Source organism: Paucibacter sediminis (assembly GCF_030254645.1).
Lineage (GTDB): Bacteria > Pseudomonadota > Gammaproteobacteria > Burkholderiales > Burkholderiaceae_C > Paucibacter_B > Paucibacter_B sediminis.
Genome location: NZ_CP116346.1, coordinates 5,200,975 through 5,225,676, shown reverse-complemented (window position 1 = coordinate 5,225,676; position 24,702 = coordinate 5,200,975). Strand labels below are relative to the sequence as shown.

The 24,702-nt window shown below is 67.5% G+C and carries 23 protein-coding genes; 13 read left to right on the top strand and 10 right to left on the bottom strand.

The genetic code is table 11. The annotated features are described in order from the left end of the window. Positions 1–150: 150 nt before the first annotated feature. The 4 genes from glnA (at position 151) to ntrC (ending at position 4,880) form a co-directional block, all read left to right on the top strand. On the top strand, positions 151–1,566 hold the full coding sequence (gene glnA / locus PFX98_RS24200; protein ID WP_285233027.1) for a type I glutamate--ammonia ligase: 1,416 nt from the start codon (positions 151–153) through the stop codon (positions 1,564–1,566). 150 nt (positions 1,567–1,716) lie between these two features. Next, complete coding sequence (locus PFX98_RS24195; RefSeq protein WP_285233026.1) at positions 1,717–2,238, top strand: hypothetical protein; 522 nt, start codon at positions 1,717–1,719, stop codon at positions 2,236–2,238. Positions 2,239–2,271: 33 nt separating this feature from the next. Beyond that, positions 2,272–3,363: a nitrogen regulation protein NR(II) gene (gene glnL / locus PFX98_RS24190; protein WP_285233025.1), complete on the top strand. Its 1,092-nt coding sequence runs from the start codon at positions 2,272–2,274 to the stop codon at positions 3,361–3,363. 35 nt (positions 3,364–3,398) lie between these two features. After that, complete coding sequence (gene ntrC / locus PFX98_RS24185) at positions 3,399–4,880, top strand: nitrogen regulation protein NR(I) (protein ID WP_285233024.1); 1,482 nt, start codon at positions 3,399–3,401, stop codon at positions 4,878–4,880. Positions 4,881–5,522: 642 nt separating this feature from the next. Here the strand turns inward: ntrC and PFX98_RS24180 are convergent. Then, entirely contained in the window at positions 5,523–6,470 is a 948-nt protein-coding gene (locus tag PFX98_RS24180) for a glycosyltransferase family 4 protein (RefSeq protein WP_285233023.1), read from the bottom strand. Between the two features lie 145 nt (positions 6,471–6,615). Continuing rightward, positions 6,616–7,563: an MBL fold metallo-hydrolase gene (locus PFX98_RS24175; protein WP_285233022.1), complete on the bottom strand. Its 948-nt coding sequence runs from the start codon at positions 7,561–7,563 to the stop codon at positions 6,616–6,618. A 40-nt stretch (positions 7,564–7,603) separates the two neighbouring features. Here PFX98_RS24175 and def point away from each other — a divergent pair, with 40 nt between their 5' ends. Further along, positions 7,604–8,140: a peptide deformylase gene (def, locus tag PFX98_RS24170; protein WP_285233021.1), complete on the top strand. Its 537-nt coding sequence runs from the start codon at positions 7,604–7,606 to the stop codon at positions 8,138–8,140. 83 nt (positions 8,141–8,223) lie between these two features. Next, a complete protein-coding gene (locus tag PFX98_RS24165; protein WP_285233020.1) occupies positions 8,224–10,131 on the top strand; it encodes a DUF6600 domain-containing protein in 1,908 nt (635 codons plus the stop codon). Positions 10,132–10,143: 12 nt separating this feature from the next. Here PFX98_RS24165 and PFX98_RS24160 read toward each other — a convergent pair whose 3' ends face one another. Then, on the bottom strand, positions 10,144–10,800 hold the full coding sequence (locus PFX98_RS24160) for an arylesterase (RefSeq protein ID WP_285233019.1): 657 nt from the start codon (positions 10,798–10,800) through the stop codon (positions 10,144–10,146). Between the two features lie 13 nt (positions 10,801–10,813). Here PFX98_RS24160 and PFX98_RS24155 point away from each other — a divergent pair, with 13 nt between their 5' ends. Next, positions 10,814–11,509 (top strand): ABC transporter ATP-binding protein, encoded by a 696-nt coding sequence (locus tag PFX98_RS24155; protein ID WP_285233018.1) that lies wholly within the window; start codon positions 10,814–10,816, stop codon positions 11,507–11,509. Positions 11,510–11,516: 7 nt separating this feature from the next. Here PFX98_RS24155 and PFX98_RS24150 read toward each other — a convergent pair whose 3' ends face one another. The 7 genes from PFX98_RS24150 to PFX98_RS24120 all read right to left on the bottom strand — a co-directional run bounded on the left by PFX98_RS24150 (position 11,517) and on the right by PFX98_RS24120 (position 17,523). Next, positions 11,517–12,080: a DUF2062 domain-containing protein gene (locus PFX98_RS24150; RefSeq protein WP_285233017.1), complete on the bottom strand. Its 564-nt coding sequence runs from the start codon at positions 12,078–12,080 to the stop codon at positions 11,517–11,519. Between the two features lie 99 nt (positions 12,081–12,179). Beyond that, positions 12,180–12,980: a peptidylprolyl isomerase gene (locus tag PFX98_RS24145; RefSeq protein ID WP_285233016.1), complete on the bottom strand. Its 801-nt coding sequence runs from the start codon at positions 12,978–12,980 to the stop codon at positions 12,180–12,182. 101 nt (positions 12,981–13,081) lie between these two features. Continuing rightward, positions 13,082–13,354: a BolA family protein gene (locus PFX98_RS24140; RefSeq protein WP_285233015.1), complete on the bottom strand. Its 273-nt coding sequence runs from the start codon at positions 13,352–13,354 to the stop codon at positions 13,082–13,084. After that, complete coding sequence (locus PFX98_RS24135) at positions 13,351–13,998, bottom strand: septation protein A (RefSeq protein ID WP_285233014.1); 648 nt, start codon at positions 13,996–13,998, stop codon at positions 13,351–13,353. Before PFX98_RS24135 ends, PFX98_RS24140 begins: the two co-directional genes overlap by 4 nt. A gap of 34 nt (positions 13,999–14,032) precedes the next feature. Next, a complete protein-coding gene (gene msrB / locus PFX98_RS24130) occupies positions 14,033–14,437 on the bottom strand; it encodes a peptide-methionine (R)-S-oxide reductase MsrB (protein ID WP_285233013.1) in 405 nt (134 codons plus the stop codon). Further along, positions 14,434–15,918 (bottom strand): protein adenylyltransferase SelO, encoded by a 1,485-nt coding sequence (locus PFX98_RS24125; protein WP_285233012.1) that lies wholly within the window; start codon positions 15,916–15,918, stop codon positions 14,434–14,436. The genes msrB and PFX98_RS24125 overlap by 4 nt, the downstream gene beginning before the upstream one ends. Before the next feature lie 60 nt (positions 15,919–15,978). Next, entirely contained in the window at positions 15,979–17,523 is a 1,545-nt protein-coding gene (locus PFX98_RS24120; protein WP_285233011.1) for a methyl-accepting chemotaxis protein, read from the bottom strand. Positions 17,524–17,719: 196 nt separating this feature from the next. Between PFX98_RS24120 and PFX98_RS24115 the strand changes: the two genes are divergently transcribed. From PFX98_RS24115 to PFX98_RS24090, 6 genes are all read left to right on the top strand, one after another. Next, positions 17,720–19,381, top strand: coding sequence for a 3-(methylthio)propionyl-CoA ligase (locus tag PFX98_RS24115; protein ID WP_285233010.1), 1,662 nt, complete (start codon positions 17,720–17,722; stop codon positions 19,379–19,381). A 108-nt stretch (positions 19,382–19,489) separates the two neighbouring features. Continuing rightward, complete coding sequence (locus PFX98_RS24110) at positions 19,490–20,734, top strand: branched-chain amino acid ABC transporter substrate-binding protein (protein ID WP_285233009.1); 1,245 nt, start codon at positions 19,490–19,492, stop codon at positions 20,732–20,734. 140 nt (positions 20,735–20,874) lie between these two features. Then, positions 20,875–21,840 carry a branched-chain amino acid ABC transporter permease gene (locus PFX98_RS24105; RefSeq protein WP_425334709.1) on the top strand — a complete coding sequence of 322 codons (966 nt, stop codon included), beginning with the start codon at positions 20,875–20,877 and terminating at the stop codon, positions 21,838–21,840. 84 nt (positions 21,841–21,924) lie between these two features. Beyond that, on the top strand, positions 21,925–23,232 hold the full coding sequence (locus PFX98_RS24100) for a branched-chain amino acid ABC transporter permease (protein ID WP_285233007.1): 1,308 nt from the start codon (positions 21,925–21,927) through the stop codon (positions 23,230–23,232). Continuing rightward, positions 23,229–23,993, top strand: coding sequence for an ABC transporter ATP-binding protein (locus PFX98_RS24095; protein WP_285233006.1), 765 nt, complete (start codon positions 23,229–23,231; stop codon positions 23,991–23,993). Before PFX98_RS24100 ends, PFX98_RS24095 begins: the two co-directional genes overlap by 4 nt. Positions 23,994–24,004: 11 nt before the next feature. Continuing rightward, positions 24,005–24,700, top strand: a complete 696-nt coding sequence (locus PFX98_RS24090; protein WP_285235690.1) for an ABC transporter ATP-binding protein — start codon at positions 24,005–24,007, stop codon at positions 24,698–24,700. Positions 24,701–24,702 lie beyond the last annotated feature (2 nt).

The following is a 24,702-nucleotide window of genomic DNA, read 5'->3' as shown; positions in this document are numbered from 1 at the left end:
CTGGCGCTCGGGCTGCGCCGGCTGGTCTCAAGTTGGCACGCAACCTGCTTACTTAAACGGTGCATGAGTCGGGCCCCGTGCATCCGCATGGACCCAGACCCCCGCCGAATTCTCAGATCCGATCTACCCCCGTTCCGCTAGGAGTGATTGATGGCCAAGACCGTCGCCGACGTGATGAAGATGGTGAAGGAAAACGAAGTCAAGTTCGTCGACTTCCGCTTCACCGATACCCGTGGCAAAGAGCAGCACGTTTCCGTGCCCGTGTCGCATTTCGACGAGGACAAGTTCTCCTCCGGTCATGCCTTTGACGGTTCGTCGATCGCTGGCTGGAAGGGCATCGAAGCCTCCGACATGCTGCTGATGCCGGATCCCGATACCGCCAATATCGACCCCTTCTTCGAAGAGCCGACCCTGATCCTGTCCTGCGACGTGGTCGACCCGGCCGACGGCAAGGCCTATGAGCGCGATCCGCGTTCGCTGGCCAAGCGCGCCGAAGCCTATCTGAAGGCCTCCGGCCTGGGCGACACCGCCTACTTCGGCCCCGAGCCCGAGTTCTTCATCTTCGACTCGATCCGCTGGGGCAATGACATGTCCGGCTGCTTCTTCAAGATCGAATCCGAAGAAGCCGCGTGGAACACCGGCAAGGAATACGAGCACGGCAACAGCGGCTACCGTCCCACCGTCAAGGGCGGCTATTTCCCCGTGCCCCCGGTCGACGCCGGCCAGGACATGCGCTCGGAAATGTGCCTGATCCTGGAACAGCTGGGCATCCCGGTCGAAGTGCATCACCACGAAGTGGCGAACGCCGGCCAGATGGAAATCGGCACCAAGTTCAGCACCCTGACCAAGCGCGCCGACTGGCTGCAACTGCAGAAGTACGTGATCCAGAACGTCGCCCATGCCTATGGCAAGACCGCGACCTTCATGCCCAAGCCCATCGTTGGCGACAACGGCTCCGGCATGCACGTGCACCAGTCGATCTGGAAGGACGGCAAGAACCTGTTCGCCGGTGACGGCTATGCGGGCCTCTCCGACTTCGCGCTGTACTACATCGGCGGCATCATCAAGCATGCACGCGCGCTGAACGCCATCACCAACCCCGGTACGAACTCGTACAAGCGTCTGGTGCCCGGCTTCGAAGCCCCGGTGAAGCTGGCCTACTCGGCCAAGAACCGCTCGGCCTCGATCCGCATCCCCTATGTGGCCAACCCCAAGGGCCGCCGCATCGAGGCGCGCTTCCCCGATCCTTCGGCCAACCCCTATCTGTGCTTCGCGGCACTGATGATGGCCGGTCTGGACGGCGTGGAGAACAAGATCCATCCGGGCGAAGCCGCCACCAAGGATCTGTACCACCTGCCGCCGGAAGAAGACGCGAAGATCCCGACCGTCTGCCACAGCCTGGACCAGGCGCTGGACTATCTGGACAAGGACCGTGCCTTCCTGACCAAGGGCGGCGTGTTCACCGACAGCTTCCTCGATGCCTACATCGAGCTGAAGATGCAGGAAGTGACGCGCTTCCGCATGGCCACCCACCCGGTCGAGTACGACATGTACTACTCGCTGTGATGGGAGCGCGCGGCGTGCGTGTTGAGAAGCAACACGGCGCGCCGCGGGCTGCCAGGGCAGGAGAGGGACGGCGCGAGCCGTCCTTTTTTGTTGCTGCGCCGTCATGGGCCACAATGCGAGCCTGGTTCCTTCCTCTCGACGATTCGGCCGATGCACATCCAGCGACCCAAGAAGCAAGCCCAGTTCCTGCTGCTCAGCGCCATGTTGGTGGCAGGCGGGGCGCAGGCCCAGGGCGTGGTGTACCGCTGCCCCGGGCCGCCGGTGCTCTACACCGACGCGCTCTCGGCCAAGGAGGCCCAGGAAAAGGGCTGTCGCACCATCGAGGGCACGCCCATCACGGTGCTGCAGGCGCCGGCGCGGGCCAAGCCGGCACCGTCGGCCCTACCCGCCGAGGGGGCCGCCTCGCGCGGAGGGCCTGATGCGCGCATCGACCCCAGCCAGCAGCGTGGCCGCGACAACGAGCGCCGGCGCGTGCTGGAGACCGAGCTGCGCGACAGCGAGGAGCGCCTGGCCAATCTGCAGCGCGAGTACGCGGGCGGCAACCCCGAGCGCCGCGGCGACGAGCGCAACTACCAGAAGTATCTGGACCGCGTGGCCGAGCTCAAGGCCGGCATCGCGCGCCAGGAAGCCGATATCCAGGCTCTCAAGCGAGAGCTCAGCAAACTCCCCTGAGTCTGCCCGTGTTGGGGCAGGCCACCCGACGCGATGAACGACGACAGCTCTGCGTATGCCGCCTTTGCGGCCTTCGACTCACTGGCCACGATGGTGGCCGTGGTGCGGCCCAACGGCGAATGCGAGTTCGCCAACGCCGCCTTCGAGACCGCAATGCGGCTGTCGCGCCGTGCGGTGCAGCGCAGCCAGCTGTTCGACTGGTTTGCCGACACCGCGCGCCTGCGCGAGGCCATGGACGGCGTGGCGCGCAATGCCTACTCCAGCAGCCGTTTCGATGCGCTCCTGCGCCGCGGCCCGCGCGTGCATGAGGACCTGCTACCCGTGCATGTGATCGTCAGCCAGACCGACGATCCGCAGCAGCTGCTGGTCGAGCTGATCGAGAACGCGCAGCAGACGCGCCAGGACCGCGACGAACGCAAGCTCGACCAGGTGCAGGCCACCAAGGAGCTGATACGCAATCTGGCGCACGAGATCAAGAACCCGCTGGGCGGCATACGCGGCGCGGCCCAGCTGCTGGCGCTGGAGCTGGAGCCCACCGACATGGGCCCCGAGCTGCAGGAGTACACCTCGGTCATCATCCACGAGGCCGACCGGCTGCAATCGCTGGTGGATCGCCTGCTGGCGCCGCACCGCTTTGCCCAGGTGGTGGGCGATGTGAACATCCACGAAGTCTGCGAGCGCGTGCGTTCGGTGATCCTGGCCGAGTACCCCAAGGGGCTCAGGCTGGTGCGGGACTACGACACCTCGCTGCCCGATTTCCGCGGCGACCGCGAGCAGCTGATCCAGGCGGTGCTCAACATCGTGCAGAACGCCGCCCAGGCGCTGCAGGCGCGCATCGCGGCCGGCGATGCGCAGATCACCCTGCGCACGCGCGTGGCCCGACAGGTCACGATTGGTAAGCAGCGCTGGCGCTTGGCACTGGAATTGCATATCGAAGATAACGGCCCTGGTGTGCCGGCCGAGATCCGTGACCGGATCTTCTTCCCCCTGGTCTCCGGCCGGGACGGCGGATCGGGTCTCGGGCTCACCTTGTCGCAGACGATCGTCCAACAACATCAAGGCATGATCGACTGCGACAGCGAACCAGGTCGGACCGACTTTCGAATTACCTTGCCTTTGCCCTGATGGGTACCCCGTCAGGCCTAGCGCGGAGCCCCTGAATGAAATCCATCTGGATTGTTGACGACGACCACTCGATCCGCTTTGTGCTGGAGAAGGCACTTGGCCGCGAGGGTCTGCCGACGCGCAGCTTCAGCAACGCGCGCGATTTGCTGGCCGCGCTCGAGGAGGACAGCCCGCAGGTACTGGTGTCCGACATCCGCATGCCCGGCGGCTCGGGGCTGGACCTGCTCACCAAGGTGAAGGAGAAGCTGCCCGGCCTGCCCGTCATCATCATGACGGCCTACTCCGACCTGGACAGCGCCGTCTCGGCCTTCCAGGGCGGCGCCTTCGAATACCTGCCCAAGCCCTTCGACCTGGCGCGCGCGGTGGAGCTGATCCGCCGCGCCCAGGAGGAGAGCGTGCGCGAGGCGGTGGCCGAGGAGGCGGCCGCGCCGCTGCCCGAGATGCTGGGCCAGGCCCCGGCGATGCAGGACGTGTTCCGTGCCATCGGCCGCCTCAGCCAGAGCAATGTGACGGTGCTGATCACCGGCGAGTCGGGCAGCGGCAAGGAGCTGGTGGCGCGTGCCCTGCACAAGCACAGCCCGCGCGCCGAGGGCCCTTTCGTCGCCATCAATACCGCGGCGATCCCCAAGGACCTGCTGGAGTCCGAACTGTTCGGCCATGAGCGCGGCGCCTTCACCGGCGCGCAGGCGACGCGGCGCGGCCGCTTCGAGCAGGCCGAGGGCGGCACGCTCTTCCTCGACGAGATCGGCGACATGCCGCTGGACCTGCAGACGCGTTTGCTGCGCGTGCTCTCGGACGGCCAGTTCTACCGCGTCGGCGGCCACAGCCCGCAGCGCAGCAATGTGCGCGTGGTGGCGGCCACGCACCAGAACCTCGAGGCCCTGGTGCGCGACGGACGCTTCCGCGAGGATCTGTTCCACCGCCTCAACGTGATCCGCCTGCGCCTGCCGCCGCTGCGCGAGCGCCGCGAAGACATCCCGGTGCTGGCGCGCTACTTCCTGCAGCGCAGCGCCACCGAGCTGGGCGTGGAGGCCAAGCGCCTCACCGAGCCGGCGCTGGCGCGCCTGGTGGCCTTCGACTTCCCCGGCAATGTGCGTCAGCTCGAGAACATCTGCCACTGGCTCAGCGTGATGGCGCCCAGCCAGGTGGTGGAGGCCAAGGACCTGCCGCAGGAGTTGCTGGCCACCACGCCCGTGCCGGCTGCGAGCCTAGTGGCCACGGCGCATGCCGCGGAGCCCGCGGCTGGCATCGCCGGTGCTGCCCTGCCGGTGATGCCGGCCGGCCCGCAACCCGCGGGCACCGATGCCTGGGTGGCGGAGATGGCGCGCGAGGCGCGCCGCCTGCTGATCGCCGGCGAGCCGGATGTGTGGGACGTGCTGACGCGCCGTTTCGAGGCCAGTCTGATCCTTACCGCGCTGGACATCACGCGCGGCCGCCGCATCGAGGCGGCGCAGAAGCTGGGCATCGGCCGCAACACCATCACGCGCAAGATCCAGGAGCTGGACCTGGACGCCTGACTTGCTGCGTTTTTTGCCGCCGCTGGGCTGCAGTGACCCTCAGTTGTGCAGCCCTACGGCGAACGGCCGGCAAGCAGCGCCGGTCGTTGAGAGGATGCAGTCTGGTTGGGTCACTTCTCGAACCACGGAGCCGGCGCGCCCATTTGGTGCGCCTTCCGCAGTGCCGGCCCGATCACAACGGCCAATGCGGCCAGCAGCTTGGCGCCGCTCGGTGCGTAGAACGCGCCGATTTCGTGGTGCCTCCACCCTTGCCAATGCCCGATTTCATCGAACCACGATTGGTAGTGTCGAGTTGATTGCGCCGCTAGACAGTGTGGCTTCCCGTCCGCTGGAAGAGAAATTCGTGAAGAAAGCGTTGCAGGCCGGGGTTCGTGCGCTACTTCCATCGCCGCGTCTGTGCACCGACACCATCGACATGCCCTCCCTGGTTCAGGCTTGAGGTGGGTGATTGTCAATGCACAGACCTGTGGGAGTGGCAGCGGCACCCTAGTCTGGGCTGTCGACTTCGAAGCCTGTCCGTGCTAGATAAATGTAGTGCAGTCAAAAAGCATCAACGATGCTCGGTCATGATGGGGGAGTTCGTGCTGGGGCTGCCAGGCATACCGTCGCCTATATCCCCCCGCATCGGGTTGCTCGCCGAACTCAGCTCCGGCCAAGTTCCTCGTTCCAGAAACGTAGCAAGGCTTCCTCCATCCGCGCCGGGCTGTAGCGAGCCACCGTCTCGGCCATGGCATGACGGACCGGCGCGCTCGCTGCCGGTTCAGCCTTGCTGAGATCCAGCGCTGTCGCGAGGCCCTGCACGCAAGCCCGCCAGTCCCCAGTCTCGGCCCACCAGCCATTGGCACTGTTCATATACTCGCGCCCGCCATCGCCATGGAAGCCGGCTACCAGACAGCCGGCTGCCATGGCCTCGAGCGGTGGTAGGCCGAAGGACTCCTTGTGGGAAAGGGAGAGGAACACCGCGCTATCTCCCAGTGCAGTCGCAGCTTGCTGCTGAGTGCATCCCTGGATGGAGACCCAAGGCACATCAGCGTGGCGCGGGTGCATGCGCCAAAACGTGGCCTGCACGAATGCGGCGTCGTCGGCCAGCTTGCGGGGCATGCAGGCCACCTGCAGCTTCTTCTGTGCCGCCGGCGCATAGCGATTGGTATCGACGGCACAAGGGATGAGCGGGACATCTGTCAGACCGTATACATCGGCAAAGAAGTGCTGAACCGCCACGCTGGAGGCAATGAAGCCGTCCACCCCTAACTCGGATGCCCCGGCTCCGGGTTTCGCGGGAAAAGGCACGTAGTACTGGTTCTGGCAGAACATCAGCTTGCGCACCGGCGCTAGTCGGAGGGCTTCGACATAGTCAGAGAAGCCCTCCGGAATCACCCAGATGTCACCAGGCTCGGGTTGCAGTTCGCCACCATGCAATGTGAGAGGGGCATCGGTGCCGTAGTAATCTACCTCGGGACGGTGGCTCAAGACCACCGAGGAACGAAATCCGTGTCGGGCTAGCGCCGCCGCATGCTGATAGATCACCGCAATGCCGCCGGACGGGAAGGGGAAAGGTTCTGCGACGAAGAGAATGCGACGCTGTGACATGCATTGGGCTGGAATGGCAAAGATCGAAGCGTAACGAAACCGCGCGTGTCGGGCTACCTGATCGGCAAGGAAAATATGCTCCGCAAGGCCGACCGGTGGGGCAAGGTCTTGTCCGGTGGTGGGCGAGCAGTCATGACGCCGAGGCTCAACGACCTTCGATCTGCTTGTCCAGCCAGACCGCCAGGCCCTGGGCGTTCAGTTCCACGTCCATGCTCAGCAGCTCGGCGCAGCGCGCCTCGGGCAGCTGGCAGCCATGGCGCCGCAGGCTGGCCAGGTATTGCTGCAGCAGTGCGGCCTTGAGGGCGGCGTGCCGATCCGGCACCCGGCGCAGCGAAAGCGCGGTGTCGGCCATCGCCCGCACCGCCACCAGCAGCGCCTCGGCCAGCTTGGGCACGTCGGCGACGCGGCCGAAGTGGGTCAGGTACATGCACTCGGGCTGGTAGCTCAGCAGCCGCCGCACCGAGGCCTCGAGCGCCTCGGGCTCGAACTGCACCGGCGTGCTGGTGGGCAGCATCCAGGGGCCTTGCTCGGCATCGAACTCGCGGTAGGAGAGGCCGAAGGTGTCGCCGGTGAACCAGCCGCGGCTCTTCGCATCCCAGATGCAATGGTGGTGGCGCGCATGGCCGGGCGTGTCCAGCAGCAGCAGCGGCCGGCCCGCCAGCGCAATCTCCATGCCGTCGCTGCTGGCACGGGCGCGCGCCGCCGGCACGGCCACCAGCTCGCCATAGGAGCGCCGCATTTCCTCCTCGCCATAGACGGCCAGCGCGCCGGCCCACAAGGCGCTCGGGTCCAGCATATGGCGCAGGCCGCGCGGGTGCACCAGGCAGACCGCCTGTGGCAGGGCCTGCATCAACAGGCCCACGCCGCCGGCATGGTCGAGGTGCACATGGGTGGGGATGACATAGTCCACCGCCGTGCGCGGCAGGCCCAGCCGCTCCAACGCCGCCAGCAGCAGCGGCACGCTGTGGTTGGTGCCGCTGTCCACGAAGGCGGCGCGGCCCTGTTCGACGATCAGGTAGGCGGCATCGAAATGCGCGCGCTGGAAAGCGGTGTCGATGGCGTAAATCCCATGGCCCAGGTCCTGCATCAGCATGCTCCTTAGAATCCCGCCACGATATCGCAAGGAAGTACCGATGGCCGTTCGTGAGATTCTCAAGATGGGCGATGCGCGCCTGCTGCGCGTGGCGAAACCGGTGCAGCAATTCGGCACGCCCGAGCTGGCGCAGTTGCTGCAGGACATGTTCGAGACCATGAAGGCCGCCAACGGCGCCGGCCTGGCCGCGCCGCAGATCGGCGTGGACCTGCAGGTGGTGGTGTTCGGCTTCCAGCACAACGAGCGCTACCCGGAGGCGCCGCCGGTGCCGATGACGGTGCTGATCAATCCGCTCATCACGCCGCTTTCGGACGAGATGGTGGAGGGCTGGGAGGGCTGCCTCTCGGTGCCGGGCCTGCGTGGCGTGGTGTCGCGGCATGCGCGCCTGCGCTACCAGGGCTTCGACGCAATGGGCGCGCCGATAGCGCGCGAGGCCGAAGGCTTCCATGCCCGCGTGGTGCAGCATGAATGCGACCACCTGATCGGCAAGCTCTATCCGATGCGCATGACGGACTTCAGCCGCTTCGGCTATACCGAGGTGCTGTTCCCGGGCGTCGATCCCCATGCCGATGATTGAGGCGGACGGCTGAGTTCTTTTTTGTAAAGTGCGTCGTCCTGGGGCAGGCTTCGGGCGTTAAGCCGGGGCAGAGGAGATCGCTCATGGAAAGCGCAATACAAACATCCCCGGCCAAGCGCTGGTGGCAGCTGGCCCTGGCCTTGTTGCTGAGCCTGAGCCTGGGCTGCGCCTGGGCCGACCCGCCCGGCCGCGTCGCCCGCGTGTCGGAGCTGAGCGGCGAGGCCTGGCTGTTCGACACCGAGAGCAAGGAATGGCTGCAGCTCGGGCGCAACCACACCATCAGCGAGGGCGACCGCCTGCGCACCGACCCGGGCGCACGCATGGCCCTGCGCATCGGCTCCACCAGCCTGTGGGTGGACGAGCGCAGCGACATCGAGTTCAGCCAGCTTGATGACGAGCGCGTCGAGTTGCGCGTGGACCAGGGCAGCCTGGCACTGCGCCTGCGCAATGCCGAGAGCGCCAACGAGACCCGGCTGCGCACCCGCGAGGGGCGCTTCATCTTCGAGCGCGAGGGCTTTTACCGCGTCGACCAGCTCGACCGCGGCAGCCGCGCCCTGAACTGGCAGGGCCGCATGCGCTTCGAGGCGCGCGAGGGCGATGCCCAGCCGGTCTGGCTGGGGGCCAATGAGCAGGTCGAGTTCTGGTGGGCCAACGGCCCGCGCGCCGAGCGCCAACGCTTCGACGTCGACGCCTTCACCGATTGGGCGCTGGCGCAGAGCCGCTCTGACGGCGAAGCCGTCAGCTACCGCTATGTCTCGCCCGAGATGACCGGCGCCGAGGACCTCGACCGTTATGGCCGCTGGGAGAACGCGCCCGACTATGGCCCGGTCTGGATCCCGGTGCAGGTGGCGCCCGACTGGGCCCCCTACCGCGATGGCCGCTGGGTCTGGTCGCGCCCCTGGGGCTGGACCTGGGTGGATGATGCCCCCTGGGGCTTTGCACCCTTCCACTATGGCCGCTGGGTGCATTACCGCGCGCGCTGGTGCTGGGTGCCGGGCCGCTATGTGGCACGCCCCGTGTACGCGCCGGCCCTGGTGGCCTGGGTGGGCGGCGGCTCGGTCAGCGTCGGCATCAGCATCGGCTCGCGCCACGACTATCCGCGCTATGGCTGGTTCCCGCTGGCGCCGCGCGAGGTCTACCGCCCCAGCTACCACCACAGCCCCGGCTATGTGCGCCGCCTCAACCCCGAGGCCGACCCGGTGACGGTGCTGAACCCCAATGGTTCGGTGAACAAGCCCGTCTATCGCAACCGCGATGTGGTGGGAGCCGTCAGCACGCTGACGCCGCAGCCCGGCGGCGTGCTGCGCCCGGCACCCTGGCGTGACGCGCAGGTGCCGCTGCGCCCGGTGCCGCAGGCGCCCGGCCGGCAGGAGCTGCCGCCACTGCCGGCGGCGACGCTGCCGGAGCGCCGCGGCCCGGTGTTCGACGCGCCGCGCCCCTCGCGCGACAACCGCCCGGACCGCAATGCCGGCGAAGCGCCGCGCTCCATCATCGAGCGTGAGCAGCAGCGCGAGCAGCAACGTGAGCCTGTGCCGCGCGAACTGCCGCGGCGCGAGCCCGAGCGTGCCCGCGTTCCCGAGCGCGCACCCGAGCGTGGCCTGGAACGCGCCCCCGAGCGCAGCATCGAGCGCCCCAGCCCGGTGCAGGTGATGCCGCAGCCGGTGCCCCAGCCCGCGCCGCAAACCCTGCCCCAGCGCGAGTCTGGTGCGCCGCGCTCGGCCATCGAGCGTGAGCAGCAACGCGAACAGCAGCGCGAGCCCATCATGCGTGAACCGGTGCGCATGCCCGAGCGTGCGATCGAGCGGCCGCAGGAACGGCCGCAAGAGCGGCCACCGGAGCGCCAGCCCGACCGTGGCGTGCCGATGCGCAGCGCCCAACCCGTGCCACCGGCGGCCCCGCCCGCCGCGCGCGCCGAGGAGCGCCCGCAGCGCAAGGCCGGCGACGAGGTGCCGCGCCGCCAGGACGGACGCCCGCAGCGCAACAACGATTGACGACCGGCTGCGCTACAGCAGGGGCTTGAGGGCGCGCCAGACGTTGTCCAGCATCAAGGGATGCGCCTTGGCGAGCGGGTGGATGCGGTCGGGCTGGAACCAGCTCTCCGCATCCGGCCGCTCCGCCACGCCGGCGAGCAGAAAGGGGGTGAGGGCGGTCTTCTCGTCCCGCGCCACCTGCTCGAACAGCTGCACGAACTCCTTGCCATAGGCCGCCCCGTAGTTGGGCGGCATCTGCATGCCCACCAGCAGCACCCTGGCGCCGGCGGCCTTGCCGGCCTGCACCATGGCGCGCAGGTTGTCGCGCGTCATCGCGAGCGGCAGGCCGCGCAGCGCGTCGTTGCCGCCCAGCTCGATGATCAGGTGGCTGGGCGTTTGTGCCTTCAGCAGGCCGGGCAGGCGCGAGCGGCCGCCCGAGCTGGTGTCGCCGCTGATGCTGGCGTTCACCACCTCGATGGCGAGGCGCTGTTCCTTCAGCCGGGCCTCCAGCAGCGCCACCCAGCCGCTACCGCGCGCCAGGCCGTACTCGGCCGAGAGGCTGTCGCCCAGCACGACGATGCGGCGCGGCCCGCTGTGCTTGCCCCTGGCATCGGCGGCGCCGGCCAGGGGTGACCCGAGGCATGCCAGGCCAAGCAGGCTACATTGCGCTATCCAGTCTCTACGCCGCATTCCAGCCCGCCCTATGTCTGAATTCATCATCGAAGTCGATCGCGTCAGCAAGTCCGTGCAGGACGCCACCGGCGAGCTGACGATTCTGCACGACATCAGCTTTCATCTGCTGGCGCGTGAATCGGTCGCCATCGTCGGCGCCTCGGGCTCGGGCAAGAGCACCCTGCTGTCCATCCTGGCGGGCCTGGACAAGCCCAGCAGCGGCACGGTGAGGCTGCGCGGCCAGGACATGTTTGCGCTCGATGAAGACGCGCGCGCGGCCTTGCGCGGTGCGGAGCTGGGCTTTGTGTTCCAGAGCTTCCAGCTGCTGGCCAACCTGACCGCGCTGGAGAACGTGATGCTGCCGCTGGAGTTGCGCGGCGAGCGCGATGCCAAGGCCTTGGCGACGCAGATGCTGCAGCGCGTGGGCCTGGGCCAGCGCCTCGGCCATTACCCGCGCGTGCTCTCGGGCGGCGAGCAGCAGCGCGTGGCGCTGGCGCGTGCCTTCGTGGTGCGGCCGGCGCTGCTGCTGGCCGACGAGCCCACCGGCAGCCTGGACTTCGCCACCGGCGCCCAGGTGATGGCCTTGATGTTCGAACTCAACCGCGAGGCCGGGACCACCCTGGTGCTGGTGACCCACGACCAGGCCATCGCCGAGCGCTGCGACCGCCAGCTGCGCATCGAGGCGGGGCATCTGGTCGAGTCCCGGCTCACCGACATGGCCGTCTGAGCCAGGCTCAGAGGCCGCGTCGCGCGCGCTGGCGCAAGCGCCGCCCGCGCTCGAACATGATCACCGCCCACCAGCCCATGTAGACGGCCAGGTAGGCCAGGGCGCCCAGCAGCAGGCCGGCCAAGGGCAGGCCCACCAGCAGGGGCTTGCCCAAGCTGGCCAGCCACAGGCCCAGATCGCTGATCCAGCCGGCCGGATGCTGCCAGTCCAGGCTCAGCATCGGCGGCGCATGCACCGGGCTGGCCTCTTGCACCAGCAGCCCGCCCAGCCAGATCGCCAGGCTCCAGATCGGCACCAGGGTGAAGGGGTTGGTGAGCCAGGTGGCGGCAATCGCCGCCGCCACATTGGCGCGGAACAGGATGGCCACCGCGGCGGCCAGCAGCATCTGGGTGGGCAGCGGGATCACGCCCACCGCCAGGCCCAGGCCCACACCCCAGGCCACCCGGCGCCGATGCGCCACCCACAGCCAGGGCCGCGGCCGCAGGTAATGACCCAGCCAGCGCAGCCCCTTGATGTTCTCCAGGGTCTCGGGCGTGGGCAGCAGGCGGCGGGCGAGGCGGGTGGCGGGCATGAGGCGCTAGATGGGGACAAAACATGAAAAAACCCGCGTTGCCAGACTCAGGCCTGGCGCTACGCGGGTTTTGATGCGAGGGGACTCAGCCCCTGTCCATCAGTTGGCGAACTTGTAGTCGGTCTTGGCCTTGGCCTTCAGATCCTTCTGGAAGTCGCCCAGCTTTTGCTGGTTCAGACGTTGCAGGATCTGCGCCTTCACATCGTCGAAGCCCGGGAAGGTCGCTTCACGCGTGTCTTCCAGCTTGATGATGTGGTAGCCGAACTGGCTCTTCACCGGCTCCTGGGTCATCTCGCCCTTTTGCAGGGCGGTCAGGGCCTTGCTGAACTCGGGCACATAGGAGTTGGGGTTGGCGAAGTCGAGGTCGCCACCGTTGGCGGCCGAGCCGGGGTCCTTGGAGTTCTTGGTCGCCAGTTCCTCGAACTTGGCGCCGCCCTTGATCTGGGCGATCAGGGCCTTGGCGTCCTCTTCCTTTTCCACCAGGATGTGGCGGGCACGGTATTCGGTGCCGGCGCTCTGGGCCTTGAACTTGTCGTACTCGGCCTTGGCATCGGCGTCGGTGACCGGGTTCTTCTTGCTGAAGTCGGCGAACAGTTCGCGGATCAGGATGCTCTGGCGAGCCAGTTCCATCTGCGCCTTGAAGTCGGCGCTGGCGGGGATGCCGCGCTTCTCGGCTTCCTGCATGAAGATTTCGCGCAGGACGATCTCGTCCTTCACTTGCGCTTCCATCTCCGGCGTGCGGGGCTGGCCGTTCTTGGTGATCTGGCCGATCAGCAGGTCGGCGCGTGCCTTGGGCACGGCCTTGCCATTCACCGTCGCGATGTTCTGGGCGCTGGCCGTGATGGGTGCGAACGCTGCAGACAGGGCCGCGATCGAGGCGGCGAGCACAATCTTCTTCATGGACATTGGGCCTTTCAACAGACTCCACCGGCGGGGCATCTACCGGGTTCAATACACAAAACAAAGCGCCGTGGCCGGCGCGGATTCAAGGCGAAATCTGTTCAGCGATCATCCGGGCTGCGGGCGTCGATCGCCAGCGCATGGATGCCCTGCTGCATCAGTTCAGCGAGGGAATCATATACGAGGCGATGGCGGGCGACCCGGTTAAGCCCGGTAAAGCCGGCCGCCACGATGCGCACCGTGTAATGGCCGCCCTCGCGGGCGCCGGCATGGCCGGCATGGCGGGCGCTGTCGTCCTCTACCTCCAGGCTGCTGGGCGCGAGGCGCTCGCGCAGCCTCGACTCGATGTCGGTGACCGAGGCACGCGGGCTCATGGTGTCTCCTTGCCGTCGTTCTTGCTGCTGTCTTCGATGATGTGGCGGCCCATGTAGAGGCCCTGCGCCAGCGTGAACACCAGCATCAGGCCGGTGCTGCCGAAGACCTTGAAATTGGCCCAGCTGGAGGTCGAGAAGTTGTAGGCCACGTAGAGGTTGAGCACGCCCATGGCGACGAAGAAACCCACCCAGGCCAGGTTCAGGCGCGACCAGATGGCGGCGGGCATCTGGATCTCCTCGCCCAGCATGGACTTGAGCAGGTTCTTGCCCATCAGCTTGTCGCTCAGCAGGAACACCAGGGCCATGCCCCAGTACAGGCCAGTGGGCTTCCACTTGATGAAGGTCTCGTTGTGGAACCAGATGGTGGCACCGCCCAGGGTCACCACCAGGCCCAGGCTGATCCACAGCATCAGGTCGATCTTCTTGCCGCGCAGCTTCAGGACCAGGGCCTGCAGCAGGGTCGCGGCCATCACCACCACGGTGGCCAGCAGCACCGGCGCCTCCTCGGGCCCGACCTTGCCGCCCGAGACCATGAAGCCGAAATGCTCGCTGGCGAAGAGGGCGGCCCAGTCCTTGTGGGATTCGGCGTACTTGAAGCTGCCGAAGAACAGCAGCAGGGGCAGGAAGTCGAGCAGTAGCTTCATTCAATCGCAATCAGGGCGCCTCGGGCCGGGTGGCTCAGGTCTTGGGGGCGAAGTCTAGCGCGGCCGAATTGATGCAGAAGCGCTCGCCGCTGGGTTCCGGCCCGTCGGGGAAGACATGGCCCAGGTGCGAACCGCAGCGCTGGCAGCGCACCTCCACCCGCACCATGCCATGGCTTTTGTCCACCACGCGCTCCACCACCTCGCTGTTGATGGGCGCCCAGTAGCTGGGCCAGCCGCAGCCGGCGTCGAACTTGGTCGCCGGCTCGAACAGCGCTGTGCCGCAGCCTACGCAGTTGTAGTGGCCCTGGCTGTCCCAATGGTCCCAGTACTTGCCGGTGAAGGCGCGCTCGGTGGCGGCGTGGCGGGCCACCTGGTACTGCATGGGGTCGAGCTGCTCGCGCCACTCGGCATCGGTCTTCTTGATGGGGTAGTCACTCATGATGAACAAGACACTTCCAGATGTTGCGCCCAGTCGGGCGGGAAGCCGGCATCGCTGGCTTGCTCGGGTTCGTCGAAGGGGCGGCTCAAAACTTTCAGCAGGCGCTGCACTTCGCTGAAATCGCCCGCCTGGGCCTGGCGGATCGCGCCCTCGGCGAGATGGTTGCGCAGCACCACCGCGGGGTTGCGGGCCAGCATGCCGGCCTCGCGCTCGGCCGCCACGCTGCCCTCCTGGGCCAGCCTGGCCTGGTAGCGCAGCGCCCAGGCGTCGAAGGCGGGGCGGTCCAGGAACAGGTCGCGCAGCGCCTCGGGCTGGGCGCCGTAGCGGCTCAGGCGGCGGTGCGCGATCGTGTAGTCCACCCGGGTGGCGGCCAGCAGCCGCAGCCAGTCGTCCACCAGCTCGCGGTCGCCCTCCTGTGCGGTGGCCAGGCCCAGCTTGGCGCGCATGGCCCCGAGCAGGGCGCGCGGGAAGCGCTCGCGGTAGGGCTCCAGCGCCTCCAGCAATTGCTCGCCGGCGGCCTCGCGCTCGGCCTCGCGCGTAGCCTCGGGGTTGGCGGGCAGCAGCGGCAGCAGCGCCTGGGCCAGCGCATGCAGGTTCCAGAACGCCACATTGGGCTGGCGCGCATAGGCATAGCGGCCCTGGTGGTCGGAATGGTTGCAGACATGGCCCGGGTCGAAGCCGTCCAGGAAGCCGAAGGGGCCGTAGTCGATTGTCAGGCCCAGCAGGGACATATTGTCGGTATTCATCACCCCATGGCAGAAGCCCACCGCCTGCCATTGCGCCAGCAGCTTGGCGGTCTGCCCGGCCACGCGCGCCAGCAGCGCCACCACCGGCTGGGGCGCGTCCAGGCATTCGGGCGCATGCTCGGCGATGAAATGATCGGCCAGTCGGCGCAGCGCGGCATGCTGGCCATGGTGGGCGAAATGCTCGAAGTGGCCGAAGCGCAGAAAGCTGGGCGCGACGCGCGTCACCACCGCCGCGGTCTCCATGCTTTCGCGCCGTACCGGCAGGGCCGAGCCGGTGATGCACAGCGCGCGCGTGCTCGGGATGCCCAGCGCCGCCATCGCCTCGGAGCAGAGGAATTCGCGGATCGACGAGCGCAGCACCGCGCGGCCATCGCCCATGCGGGAGTAGGGCGTCAGGCCCGCGCCCTTGAGCTGCAGCTCCATGCCGCCTTGCGGCGTGGCCAGCTCGCCCAGCCAGAGCGCGCGCCCGTCGCCGAGCTGGCCGGCCCATTGGCCGAACTGGTGGCCGCTGTAGACGCTGGCCAGGGGCTGCATGCCGGGCCATCGCGCGTTGCCGCTGAAGACCTGCAGGGCCTGAAGACTCGGCTGCGAGGCCCAGTCGGCGGGCATGCCCAGCAACTCGGCGCAGGCCGGGCTCTGCGCCACCCAATGCGGGTCCGGCAGGCCCTGGGCGGGCAGCTCGGTGTAGAACTCGGGGCCCAGGCGGGCAAAGCGGTTGGGCCATTCAGCATGCATGATGGCCGGCAGTGTAGACAGGCGCCCGCCAAGCCGCCGGGCGGGCGCGCAATGCCCCTGTCAGTGCAGCCGGAACACCGCCACCACCTCGGTCATGCGCCCGGCCTGCTGCTGCAGGCTGTCGGCCGCCGCCGCGGCCTGCTCCACCAGCGCGGCGTTCTGTTGCGTCACCTGGTCGAGCTGGGTCACCGCATCGCCCACCTGGGCAATGCCCTGGCTCTGCTCGGCGCTGGCGGCGCTGATCTCGGCGATCAGGTCGGAGACGCGCTTCACCTGGCTCACGATCTCGCCCATGGTGCGGCCGGCATTGCCGGCCAGGGTGCTGCCGATCTCGACCTTGTCGACGCTGTCGCCGATCAGGGTCTTGATCTCGCGCGCCGCCTGCGCGCTGCGTTGCGCCAGCGTGCGCACCTCGCCGGCCACCACCGCGAAGCCGCGGCCCTGCTCGCCGGCGCGCGCCGCCTCCACCGCGGCGTTCAGTGCCAGGATATTGGTCTGGAAGGCGATGCCGTCGATGGTGCCGATGATGTCGGAGATCTTGCGCGAGGCGGCGCTGATCTGCTCCATCGTCGCCACCACCTCGTTCACCGCCGTGCCGCCCTGGGCCGCCACGGCCGAGGCACTGGCGGCCAACTGGGTGGCGGCGCGCGCGGTGTCGGCGTTCTGCTTCACGGTGGCGGTGAGCTGCTCCATCGAGGCCGCGGTGTGCTGCAGATTGCTGGCCTGCTCCTCGGTGCGCTGGCTCAGATCGGCGTTGCCGCGCGCGATCTCGGCGCTGCCGGTGGCGATCGAGTCGCTGCCCTCGCGCACCTGGGCCACGATGTCCACCAGCCCGTCGTTCATGCGCTTGAGCGCCGCCAGCAGCTGGCCGGTTTCGTTCGTGCCCGCGGCGCTGATATGGGTGCGCAGATCGCCGGCCGCCACCGCCTCGGCCAGCTTCACGGCCTGGGCCAGCGGGGTGACGATGGAGCGCACCAGGGCCCAGGCGATCAGCATGCCGGCGGCCACGATCAGCAGCGCGCCGATCGCGCCCATCCACAGCAGGCCGGTGCGCGCCGCCACCGCGGCCTGCTCGGCCTTGCTGGCCTTGTCGGCCTGCATCTGCACGAAGCGCTCGATCGCGCCCAGATAGCTGCGCACCGCTGGCCCGTACTCCTCCTGCACTACCTTGGCGGCACCGGCGCTGTCGCCGGCCGCGCCGAGTTCGCGCGCCTTCTTGCTGGCGGCCAGCAGGCTGCCGCCAAAGCCGACGATCTGCTTCAGCTGGGTCTGGTCCTCGGGCGTCTGCGCCTCCTTGGTGATCTCCTCGCGCAGCTTCACCACGCGCGGCGTGTCGGTGGCCATGGCCTCCTTGAAGAGCTCGCCCACCGCGGGGTCCTTGCTCACCGCGGCGGCCATGCTGCGCGCCACCGCGGTCTCGGTCATGCCCTGCCACTTGACCGACTTGCGTATCAGCGTCTGCGCCTGTTCGATCGCCTCGCTGGCCTGGCGCTCGATGGCCTGGGCGCGCAACAGGGTGAAGCCACCGATGGCCAGCATCGCGGCCAGCAGCAGCGCGATGGCGCCGGTGAGCTTGCGGGCCAGGCCCAGATTGTTCAGGTTCATGGCGATTCCTCTTGGCGGGCGATGCACCGATTCTGAGCACGGGGCGCGAATCTGCCAACCGCTGGTGCGGGGGCTGTCGCAAGCCGGGGCAGTGTTTACGCTAGGTCCTCTTGCGCATCCTGTGTAACGAGGGTGACTATCGAGCTAGGGGACGCGCCCTAAACTGGTTTGAACCAAGAAGTACAGGAGACCGTAGATGGCCTTGATGGGACAGATGATGTCCATGCCCTTGCTGATTTCTTCACTGATCCAGCATGCGGCGCGGCATTCGGGCGATACCGAGATCGTCAGCAAGCGGGTCGAGGGCGATCTGCACCGCTACAACTGGCGCGAGGCCGAGCTGCGCTCGCGCAAGCTGGCCCAGGCCTTTGCCCGTCTGGGCCTGCAGGCCGGCGAGCGCGTCGGCACCCTGGCCTGGAACGGCTACCGCCATCTGGAGATCTACTACGGCAGCTCGGGCTCGCAGCTGGTCTGCCACACCATCAACCCGCGCCTGTTCCCCGAGCAGATCGCCTGGATCGCCAAGGACGCGCAGGACCGCGCCCTGTGCTTCGACCTCAACTTCCTGCCCCTGGTCGAGAAGCTGGCCGAGCACCTGCCGCAGATCAAGCACTATGTGCTGATGACCGACCGTGCCCACATGCCGGCCGCCAGCACGCTGCCCAATCTGCTCTGCTACGAGGAGCTGCTGGAGGCCGAGGACGGCCGCTATGCCTGGCCCAGCTTCGACGAGAACACCGCCTCCAGCATCTGCTACACCTCGGGCACGACCGGCAACCCCAAGGGCGCCGTCTACAGCCACCGCTCCAGCGTGCTGCATGCCTATGGCTCGGCCCTGCCGGATGCGATGGACTGCTCGGCCAAGGACGTGATCCTGCCGGTGGTGCCGATGTTCCACGTCAACGCCTGGGGCCTGCCCTACAGCAGCGCCATCGTCGGCTGCAAGCTGGTGTTCCCCGGCCCGCACCTGGACGGCAAGTCGCTGTACGAGCTGTTCGAGACCGAGAAGGTCAGCTTCAGCGCCGGCGTGCCCACCGTCTGGCTGGGACTCTTGACCTATGTGGCCAGCAACAAGCTCAGCTTCAGCACCTTCAAGCGCACCGTGATCGGCGGCTCGGCCTGCCCGCCGGCGATGCTCAAGACCCTGATGGACGACTATGGCGTGGAGGTGATCCATGCCTGGGGCATGACCGAGCTGTCGCCGCTGGGCACGCTCTCCAAGCTCACCGCCAAGCAGCTGGCCCTGCCGCCCGAGCAGCAGCGCCGCATCCTGGAAAAGCAGGGCAAGGTGATCTACGGCATCGACATGGCCGTGATCGACGACGAGGGTCAGGCCTTGCCCTGGGATGGCGCCAGCGCCGGCAACCTGGTGGTGCGCGGCCCCTGGGTCATCAACACCTATTTCCAGCAGGACGGCTCGCCGCTGGTGCCCGTGCAGGCCGCTGACGGCAGCTCGATGGGCGAGTGGTTCCCCACCGGCGACGTGGCCACCATCGACGCCGATGGCTTCATGCAGATCACCGACCGCAGCAAGGACGTGATCAAGTCCGGCGGCGAGTGGATCAGCTCGATCGACCTGGAGAACATCGCCATGGCCCACCCGGCCGTGCACGAGGCCGCGGTGATCGCCTGCCGCCATCCCAAGTGGGACGAGCGCCCGCTGCTGGTGGCGGTGAAGAAGCCCGGCGCCGAGCTCACGCGCGAGGAGCTGCTGGCCTTCTACGAGGGCCGCATCGCCAAGTGGCAGATCCCCGACGACGTGGCCTTCGTCACCGAGCTGCCGCACACCGCCACCGGCAAGTTGCAAAAGCTCAAGCTGCGCGAGCAGTTCAAGGGCTACAAGCTGCCCACGGCCTGATCACGAGGCAAGACCTGACACCGCGGCCGCTCGAGCCGGCGGGTCGGGTCTTGGCACGACGCCGGTTTTTTCTGTAACGCACGCCTTATACAACCCAAGGAGACAACGATGCACAGAGCCCAACGAACCGCCACCCTGGCAACCCTTGCCGCCGCAGCGCTGCTCAGCTGCGCCGGCCTGGCCCATGCCCAGAAGGGCGAGACGGTGAAGATTGCCTGGATCGATCCGCTCTCCGGCCTGATGGGCCCGGTGGGTCAGAACCAGGTCAAGAGCTTCCAGTTCTTCGCCGAGAAGTTCAACAAGACCAACCCCGCCGGCGTGAAGTTCGAGATCGTGCCGATCGACAACAAGCTGAGCCCGGCGGAATCGCTGAACGCGCTGAAGTCGGCCATCGACCAGGGCGTGCGCTATGTCACCCAGGGCAATGGCTCGGGCGTGGCGCTGGCCCTGGTGGACGCGATCAACAAGCACAACGAGCGCAACCCCGGCAAGGAAATCCTGTTCCTGAACCATTCGGCGGTCGATCCCGACCTGACCAACAGCAAGTGCAGCTACTGGCACTTCCGCATGGACGCCGACACCTCCATGAAGATGGAGGCCATCACCACCTTCCTGAAGGACCAGAGCGACGTCAAGAAGGTGTTCCTGCTGAACCAGAACTACGCGCACGGCCACCAGGTCGCCAAGTACGCCAAGGAGCTGCTGGCGCGCAAGCGTCCGGACATCCAGATCGTCGGCGAAGACCTGCACCCGATCGCCCAGGTGCGCGACTTCGCGCCCTATGTGGCCAAGATCAAGGCCAGCGGCGCCGACACCGTGATCACCGGCAACTGGGGCTCGGACCTGGCGCTGCTCATCAAGGCCGCCAACGAGTCGGGCTTCAACGGCAAGTTCTACACCTATTACGCCGGCGTCACCGGCACGCCCACGGCGATCGGCGCCAGCGGTGCGGGCCGCGTCTACCAGGTGGCCTACAACCACAACAGCATGGGCGGCCAGATGGGCAAATGGTCCGACGAGTTCAAGGCCAAGTTCAACGACGACTTCTACACCGGCAGCGTGATCCATATCTACAGCGCGCTGGGCGATGCGATGGCCAAGGCCAAGTCCACCGACCCGCTCAAGGTGGCGGCGGCGCTGGAAGGGCTGAAGTTCAAGAGCTTCAACGGCGATGTGGAGATGCGCAAGACCGACCACCAGCTGCAGCAGCCGCTCTACATCTCGGTGTGGCAGAAGGTCGATGCCAAGCACACGTACAGCCCGGAGAACACCGGCTATACCTTTGCCGAGGTGAAGACCTACGAGCCCTATGTGTCCAGCACGCCCACCTCTTGCCAGATGAAGCGCCCTTGAGCACCGTCTGATTCGAGCCGGCTGCGCGGGGCCATCGTGACGATGGCCCCGCTTCTTGAGACGCACCGACTTCGCGAGAACCCGTGGACCAAATCCTCATCAATCTGCTGAACGGCCTGTCCTCCGGGCTGCTGCTGTTCATGCTCAGCTCCGGCCTCACGCTGATCTTCAGCATGATGGGGGTGCTGAACTTTGCCCATGCCAGCTTCTACATGCTGGGGGCCTACTTCGCCTACACCCTGGTGGGCGTGATCGGCTTCTGGCCGGCGCTGTTGGCGGCGCCGCTGCTGGTGGGCCTGGTGGGCGCGGGCTTCGAGCGCATGGCGCTGCGGCGCGTGCACAAGTTCGGCCATGTGCCCGAGCTGCTCATCACCTTCGGCCTGTCCTATGTGGTGCTGGAGCTGGTGCAGCTGGTGTGGGGCCGCACGGCGGTGCCGTTCACCCCGCCGCCCTCGCTGCAGGGGCCGGCCTTCACCATCGTGCAGCATCCGCTGCAGGGTCTCAGCCTGGCGCTGGGCGAGGCGCCGCTGGCGCTGTGCTCGGCGGCGGGGGCGGCCTGTTCCAAGTTCCCGCTCACGCGCGCCTTCATGATGCTGGTGGCGCTGGGCATGCTGCTGGCGCTGTGGCTGCTGCTCACGCGCACCCGCATCGGCCTGGTGATACAGGCGGCGCTGACGCATCCCGAGATGGTCGAGGCGCTGGGCCACAACGTGCCGCGCGTGCTGATGCTGGTGTTCGGCAGCGGCTGCGCGCTGGCCGCGCTGGCCGGCGTGATCGGCGGCTTCACCTTCGTCACCGAGCCCTCGATGGCGGTGATCGTCGGCTCCATCATCTTCGTGGTGGTGGTGGTGGGCGGCGTGGGTTCGCTGGCCGGCGCCTTCGTCGGCTCGATCCTGATCGGCCTGCTGCAGACCCTGCCGCTGACGGTGGACGGCTCGCTCATCACCCTGCTCAACAGCCTGGGCATCGCTGCTGGCCCGCAGACCTTCGGCTACCCCATTCTTCGGCTCAGCCTGGCGCAGGTGGCGCCGATTCTTCCCTATCTGCTGATGGTGCTGATCCTGATCTTCCGCCCCAAGGGCCTGCTCGGCACGCGCGAGGACTGACATGTTGGCCCCCACGTTCACTTCGTTCACTGCCACCCAAGGGGGCGCAGGCCTCCCTTGGGGCGGCCCGGCGGGAGCCCTGTCATGAACCACGTTCGCGCCAGTTCCTCCCATTACCACTTCAAACCCTACAACGTCGGCCGCTGGTTCATCTGGGGCATCTATGCCCTGGTGCTGCTGGTCGCGCCGCTGCTGTGGACCAGCAGCCTGGCGCAGACCATGCTGTCGCAGATCGGCATCGCCATCATTGCCTGCCTGGCCTACAACCTGCTGCTGGGGCAGGGCGGCATGCTCAGCTTCGGCCATGCGGTCTACAGCGGGCTGGGCTCCTTCCTCGCCATGCACACGCTGAATGCCGTGTCGGCCGGCCAACTGGGCCTGCCGGTGAGCCTGGTGCCGCTGGTGGGCGGGCTGGCGGGGCTGGGCTTCGCGGCCCTGTTCGGCTATGTCTCGACCAAGAAGTCGGGCACGCCCTTCGCGATGATCACGCTGGGCCTGGGCGAGCTGATCTGGTCGATGTCGCTGATGCTGCCGGAGTTCTTCGGCGGCGAGGGCGGGGTCTCGGGCAACCGCGTGATCGGCAAGGCGGTGCTGGGCATCAGCTTCGGCCCGCAGATCCAGGTCTATTACCTGATCGCGGTCTACGCCTTCGTCTGCACCGCGCTGCTGTTCGCGCTCACCCGCACGCCGCTGGGCCGCATGCTCAACGCGGTGCGCGACAACCCCGAGCGCGTCGAGTTCATCGGCTACGACACCCAGTGGGTGCGCTTCATGGCCTTCATGATCTCGGGCTTCTTTGCCGGCATTGCCGGCGGCCTGGCGGCGCTGAACTTCGAGATCGTCACCGCCGAGGTGGTGGGCGCCGCGCGCTCGGGCGCCTACCTGCTGTTCACCTTCCTGGGCGGCGCCACCTTCTTCTTCGGCCCCATCATCGGTGCGGTGTTGATGGTGGTGGCCCTGGTGCTGCTGTCCGAGCTGACCTCGGCCTGGCTGCTCTACCTGGGCCTGATCTTCCTCTTCATGGTGATGTATGCGCCGGGCGGCTTTGCCGGCCTGATCATGATGAATCTGCGCGTCGCCGCCTTCGGCAAGCTGCGCAAGCTCTGGACCAGCTACCTGGCCCTGGCCGGCACCGGCCTGACCCTGCTGGCCGGCGCCGCGGTGATGGTGGAGATGCTCTACCACCTCCAGCTGAACGCCGCGCTGGGCCCGCAGATGCGCTTCGCCGGCATGGCCCTGAACGCCGGCGGCGTGGACGCCTGGTTCGGCGCCGGCTTCGTGCTGCTGACCGGGCTGGCCCTGTTCGAGCTGGCGCGCCGCCAGTTCAAGCAGGAGTGGGACCTGGTGCAAGAGGAAATCGAGAAAGAGATCAAACGCAGGGAGACGCTGTGAGCGAATACGCCCTCGAACTGCGCAATGTGCGCAAGAGCTTCGGCAAGAGCGAGATCATCCGCGGCGCCGAGCTGGCGGTGAAGCCCGGCGAGCGCGTGGCGGTGATCGGCCCCAACGGCGCCGGCAAGTCCACGCTCTTCAACCTCATCAGCGGGCGCTTCCACCCGAGCAGCGGCGACATCCTGCTGCACGGCGAACGCATCAACCACCTCAAGCCCTACGAGATCAACCGCCGCGGGCTCTCGCGCAGCTTCCAGGTCTCCAATCTGTTCACGCGCCTCTCGGTGTTCGAGAACATCCGCTGCGCGGTGCTGTGGAGCATGGGCTACAAGTACGCGTTCTGGAAATTTCTGGCCGAGCTCGACGATGCCAACGACCGCGCCGAAGAGGTGCTGGAGATGATCAAGCTCGACAAGCGCCGCGACGTGCTGGCGATGAACCTCACCTATGCCGAGGCGCGCGCGCTGGAGATCGGCATCACCATCGCGGGCGGCTCCAGCGTGATCCTGCTGGACGAGCCCACCGCGGGCATGAGCAAGAGCGAGACCAAGCGCTTCATCCAGCTGATACGCGAGGTCACCGAGGGCAAGACCCTGCTGACCGTGGAGCACGACATGGGCGTGGTGTTCGGCCTGGCCGACAAGATTGCGGTGCTGGTCTATGGCGAGGTGATCGCCTTCGACACGCCCGACGCGGTGCGCGCCAATGCGCGCGTGCAGGAGGCCTATCTGGGCTCGGTGCTGGCGGAGGTGCACGCATGAGCCAAGGTCGCCTGCTCAAACTCGACAACCTGCATGCCTTCTACGGCAAGAGCCATGTGCTGCATGGCGTCAGCATGGAGGTGCGGCCGGGCGAGATCGTCAGCCTGCTGGGGCGCAACGGCTCGGGCCGCTCCACCACCGCCAAGACCATCATGGGCCAGGTGGACGGCACCGGCTCGGTGAAGTTCGGCGAACGCGAGCTGCTGGGCCGCAAGGCCTACGAGATCGCGCACGAAGGCATCGGCTATGTGCCCGAGAACCGCGACATCTTTCCCAAGCTCACCGTGCACCAGAACCTCTTGCTGGGCCAGAAGAGCGGCGCCAAGAAGGCGCGCTGGGGCTTCGACGACATGTACCAGATGTTCCCGCGCCTGAAGGAGCGCCAGCACACCGAGGCCGGCGTGCTCTCGGGCGGCGAGCAGCAGATGCTGACGCTGTGCCGCACCCTGATGGGCGACCCGGACCTGATCATGATCGACGAGCCCACCGAGGGCCTGGCGCCCAAGATCGTCGAGCTGGTGGCCGAGTACCTGAAGGAGCTGAAGCGCCGCGGCATCGCCGTGCTGCTGGTGGAGCAGAAGCTGGCGATCGCGCTGGAAATCTCCGAGCGCTGCTATGTGATGGGCCACGGCCGCATCGTCTTCGAGGGCACGCCCGCCGAGCTGCGCGCCAACAGCTATATCCGCAAGGAGTGGCTGGAGGTGTAGTT

Excerpts from the sequence above, each read along its gene's own strand:
- PFX98_RS24140 (WP_285233015.1), bottom strand. The coding sequence starts at position 13,354 with ATGAGCCCGCGTGCCTCGGTCACCGACATCGAGTCGAGGCTGCGCGAG.
- PFX98_RS24165 (WP_285233020.1), top strand. The coding sequence starts at position 8,224 with ATGGAAAGCGCAATACAAACATCCCCGGCCAAGCGCTGGTGGCAGCTG.
- PFX98_RS24110 (WP_285233009.1), top strand. The coding sequence starts at position 19,490 with ATGCACAGAGCCCAACGAACCGCCACCCTGGCAACCCTTGCCGCCGCA.
- PFX98_RS24105 (WP_425334709.1), top strand. The coding sequence starts at position 20,875 with ATGCTCAGCTCCGGCCTCACGCTGATCTTCAGCATGATGGGGGTGCTG.
- PFX98_RS24115 (WP_285233010.1), top strand. The coding sequence starts at position 17,720 with ATGGCCTTGATGGGACAGATGATGTCCATGCCCTTGCTGATTTCTTCA.
- PFX98_RS24155 (WP_285233018.1), top strand. The coding sequence starts at position 10,814 with ATGTCTGAATTCATCATCGAAGTCGATCGCGTCAGCAAGTCCGTGCAG.
- msrB (WP_285233013.1), bottom strand. The coding sequence starts at position 14,437 with ATGAGTGACTACCCCATCAAGAAGACCGATGCCGAGTGGCGCGAGCAG.
- ntrC (WP_285233024.1), top strand. The coding sequence starts at position 3,399 with ATGAAATCCATCTGGATTGTTGACGACGACCACTCGATCCGCTTTGTG.
- PFX98_RS24150 (WP_285233017.1), bottom strand. The coding sequence starts at position 12,080 with ATGCCCGCCACCCGCCTCGCCCGCCGCCTGCTGCCCACGCCCGAGACC.
- PFX98_RS24160 (WP_285233019.1), bottom strand. The coding sequence starts at position 10,800 with ATGCGGCGTAGAGACTGGATAGCGCAATGTAGCCTGCTTGGCCTGGCA.
- PFX98_RS24180 (WP_285233023.1), bottom strand. The coding sequence starts at position 6,470 with ATGTCACAGCGTCGCATTCTCTTCGTCGCAGAACCTTTCCCCTTCCCG.
- def (WP_285233021.1), top strand. The coding sequence starts at position 7,604 with ATGGCCGTTCGTGAGATTCTCAAGATGGGCGATGCGCGCCTGCTGCGC.
- PFX98_RS24175 (WP_285233022.1), bottom strand. The coding sequence starts at position 7,563 with ATGCTGATGCAGGACCTGGGCCATGGGATTTACGCCATCGACACCGCT.
- PFX98_RS24100 (WP_285233007.1), top strand. The coding sequence starts at position 21,925 with ATGAACCACGTTCGCGCCAGTTCCTCCCATTACCACTTCAAACCCTAC.
- PFX98_RS24120 (WP_285233011.1), bottom strand. The coding sequence starts at position 17,523 with ATGAACCTGAACAATCTGGGCCTGGCCCGCAAGCTCACCGGCGCCATC.
- PFX98_RS24125 (WP_285233012.1), bottom strand. The coding sequence starts at position 15,918 with ATGCATGCTGAATGGCCCAACCGCTTTGCCCGCCTGGGCCCCGAGTTC.
- glnL (WP_285233025.1), top strand. The coding sequence starts at position 2,272 with ATGAACGACGACAGCTCTGCGTATGCCGCCTTTGCGGCCTTCGACTCA.
- glnA (WP_285233027.1), top strand. The coding sequence starts at position 151 with ATGGCCAAGACCGTCGCCGACGTGATGAAGATGGTGAAGGAAAACGAA.
- PFX98_RS24145 (WP_285233016.1), bottom strand. The coding sequence starts at position 12,980 with ATGAAGAAGATTGTGCTCGCCGCCTCGATCGCGGCCCTGTCTGCAGCG.
- PFX98_RS24135 (WP_285233014.1), bottom strand. The coding sequence starts at position 13,998 with ATGAAGCTACTGCTCGACTTCCTGCCCCTGCTGCTGTTCTTCGGCAGC.
- PFX98_RS24195 (WP_285233026.1), top strand. The coding sequence starts at position 1,717 with ATGCACATCCAGCGACCCAAGAAGCAAGCCCAGTTCCTGCTGCTCAGC.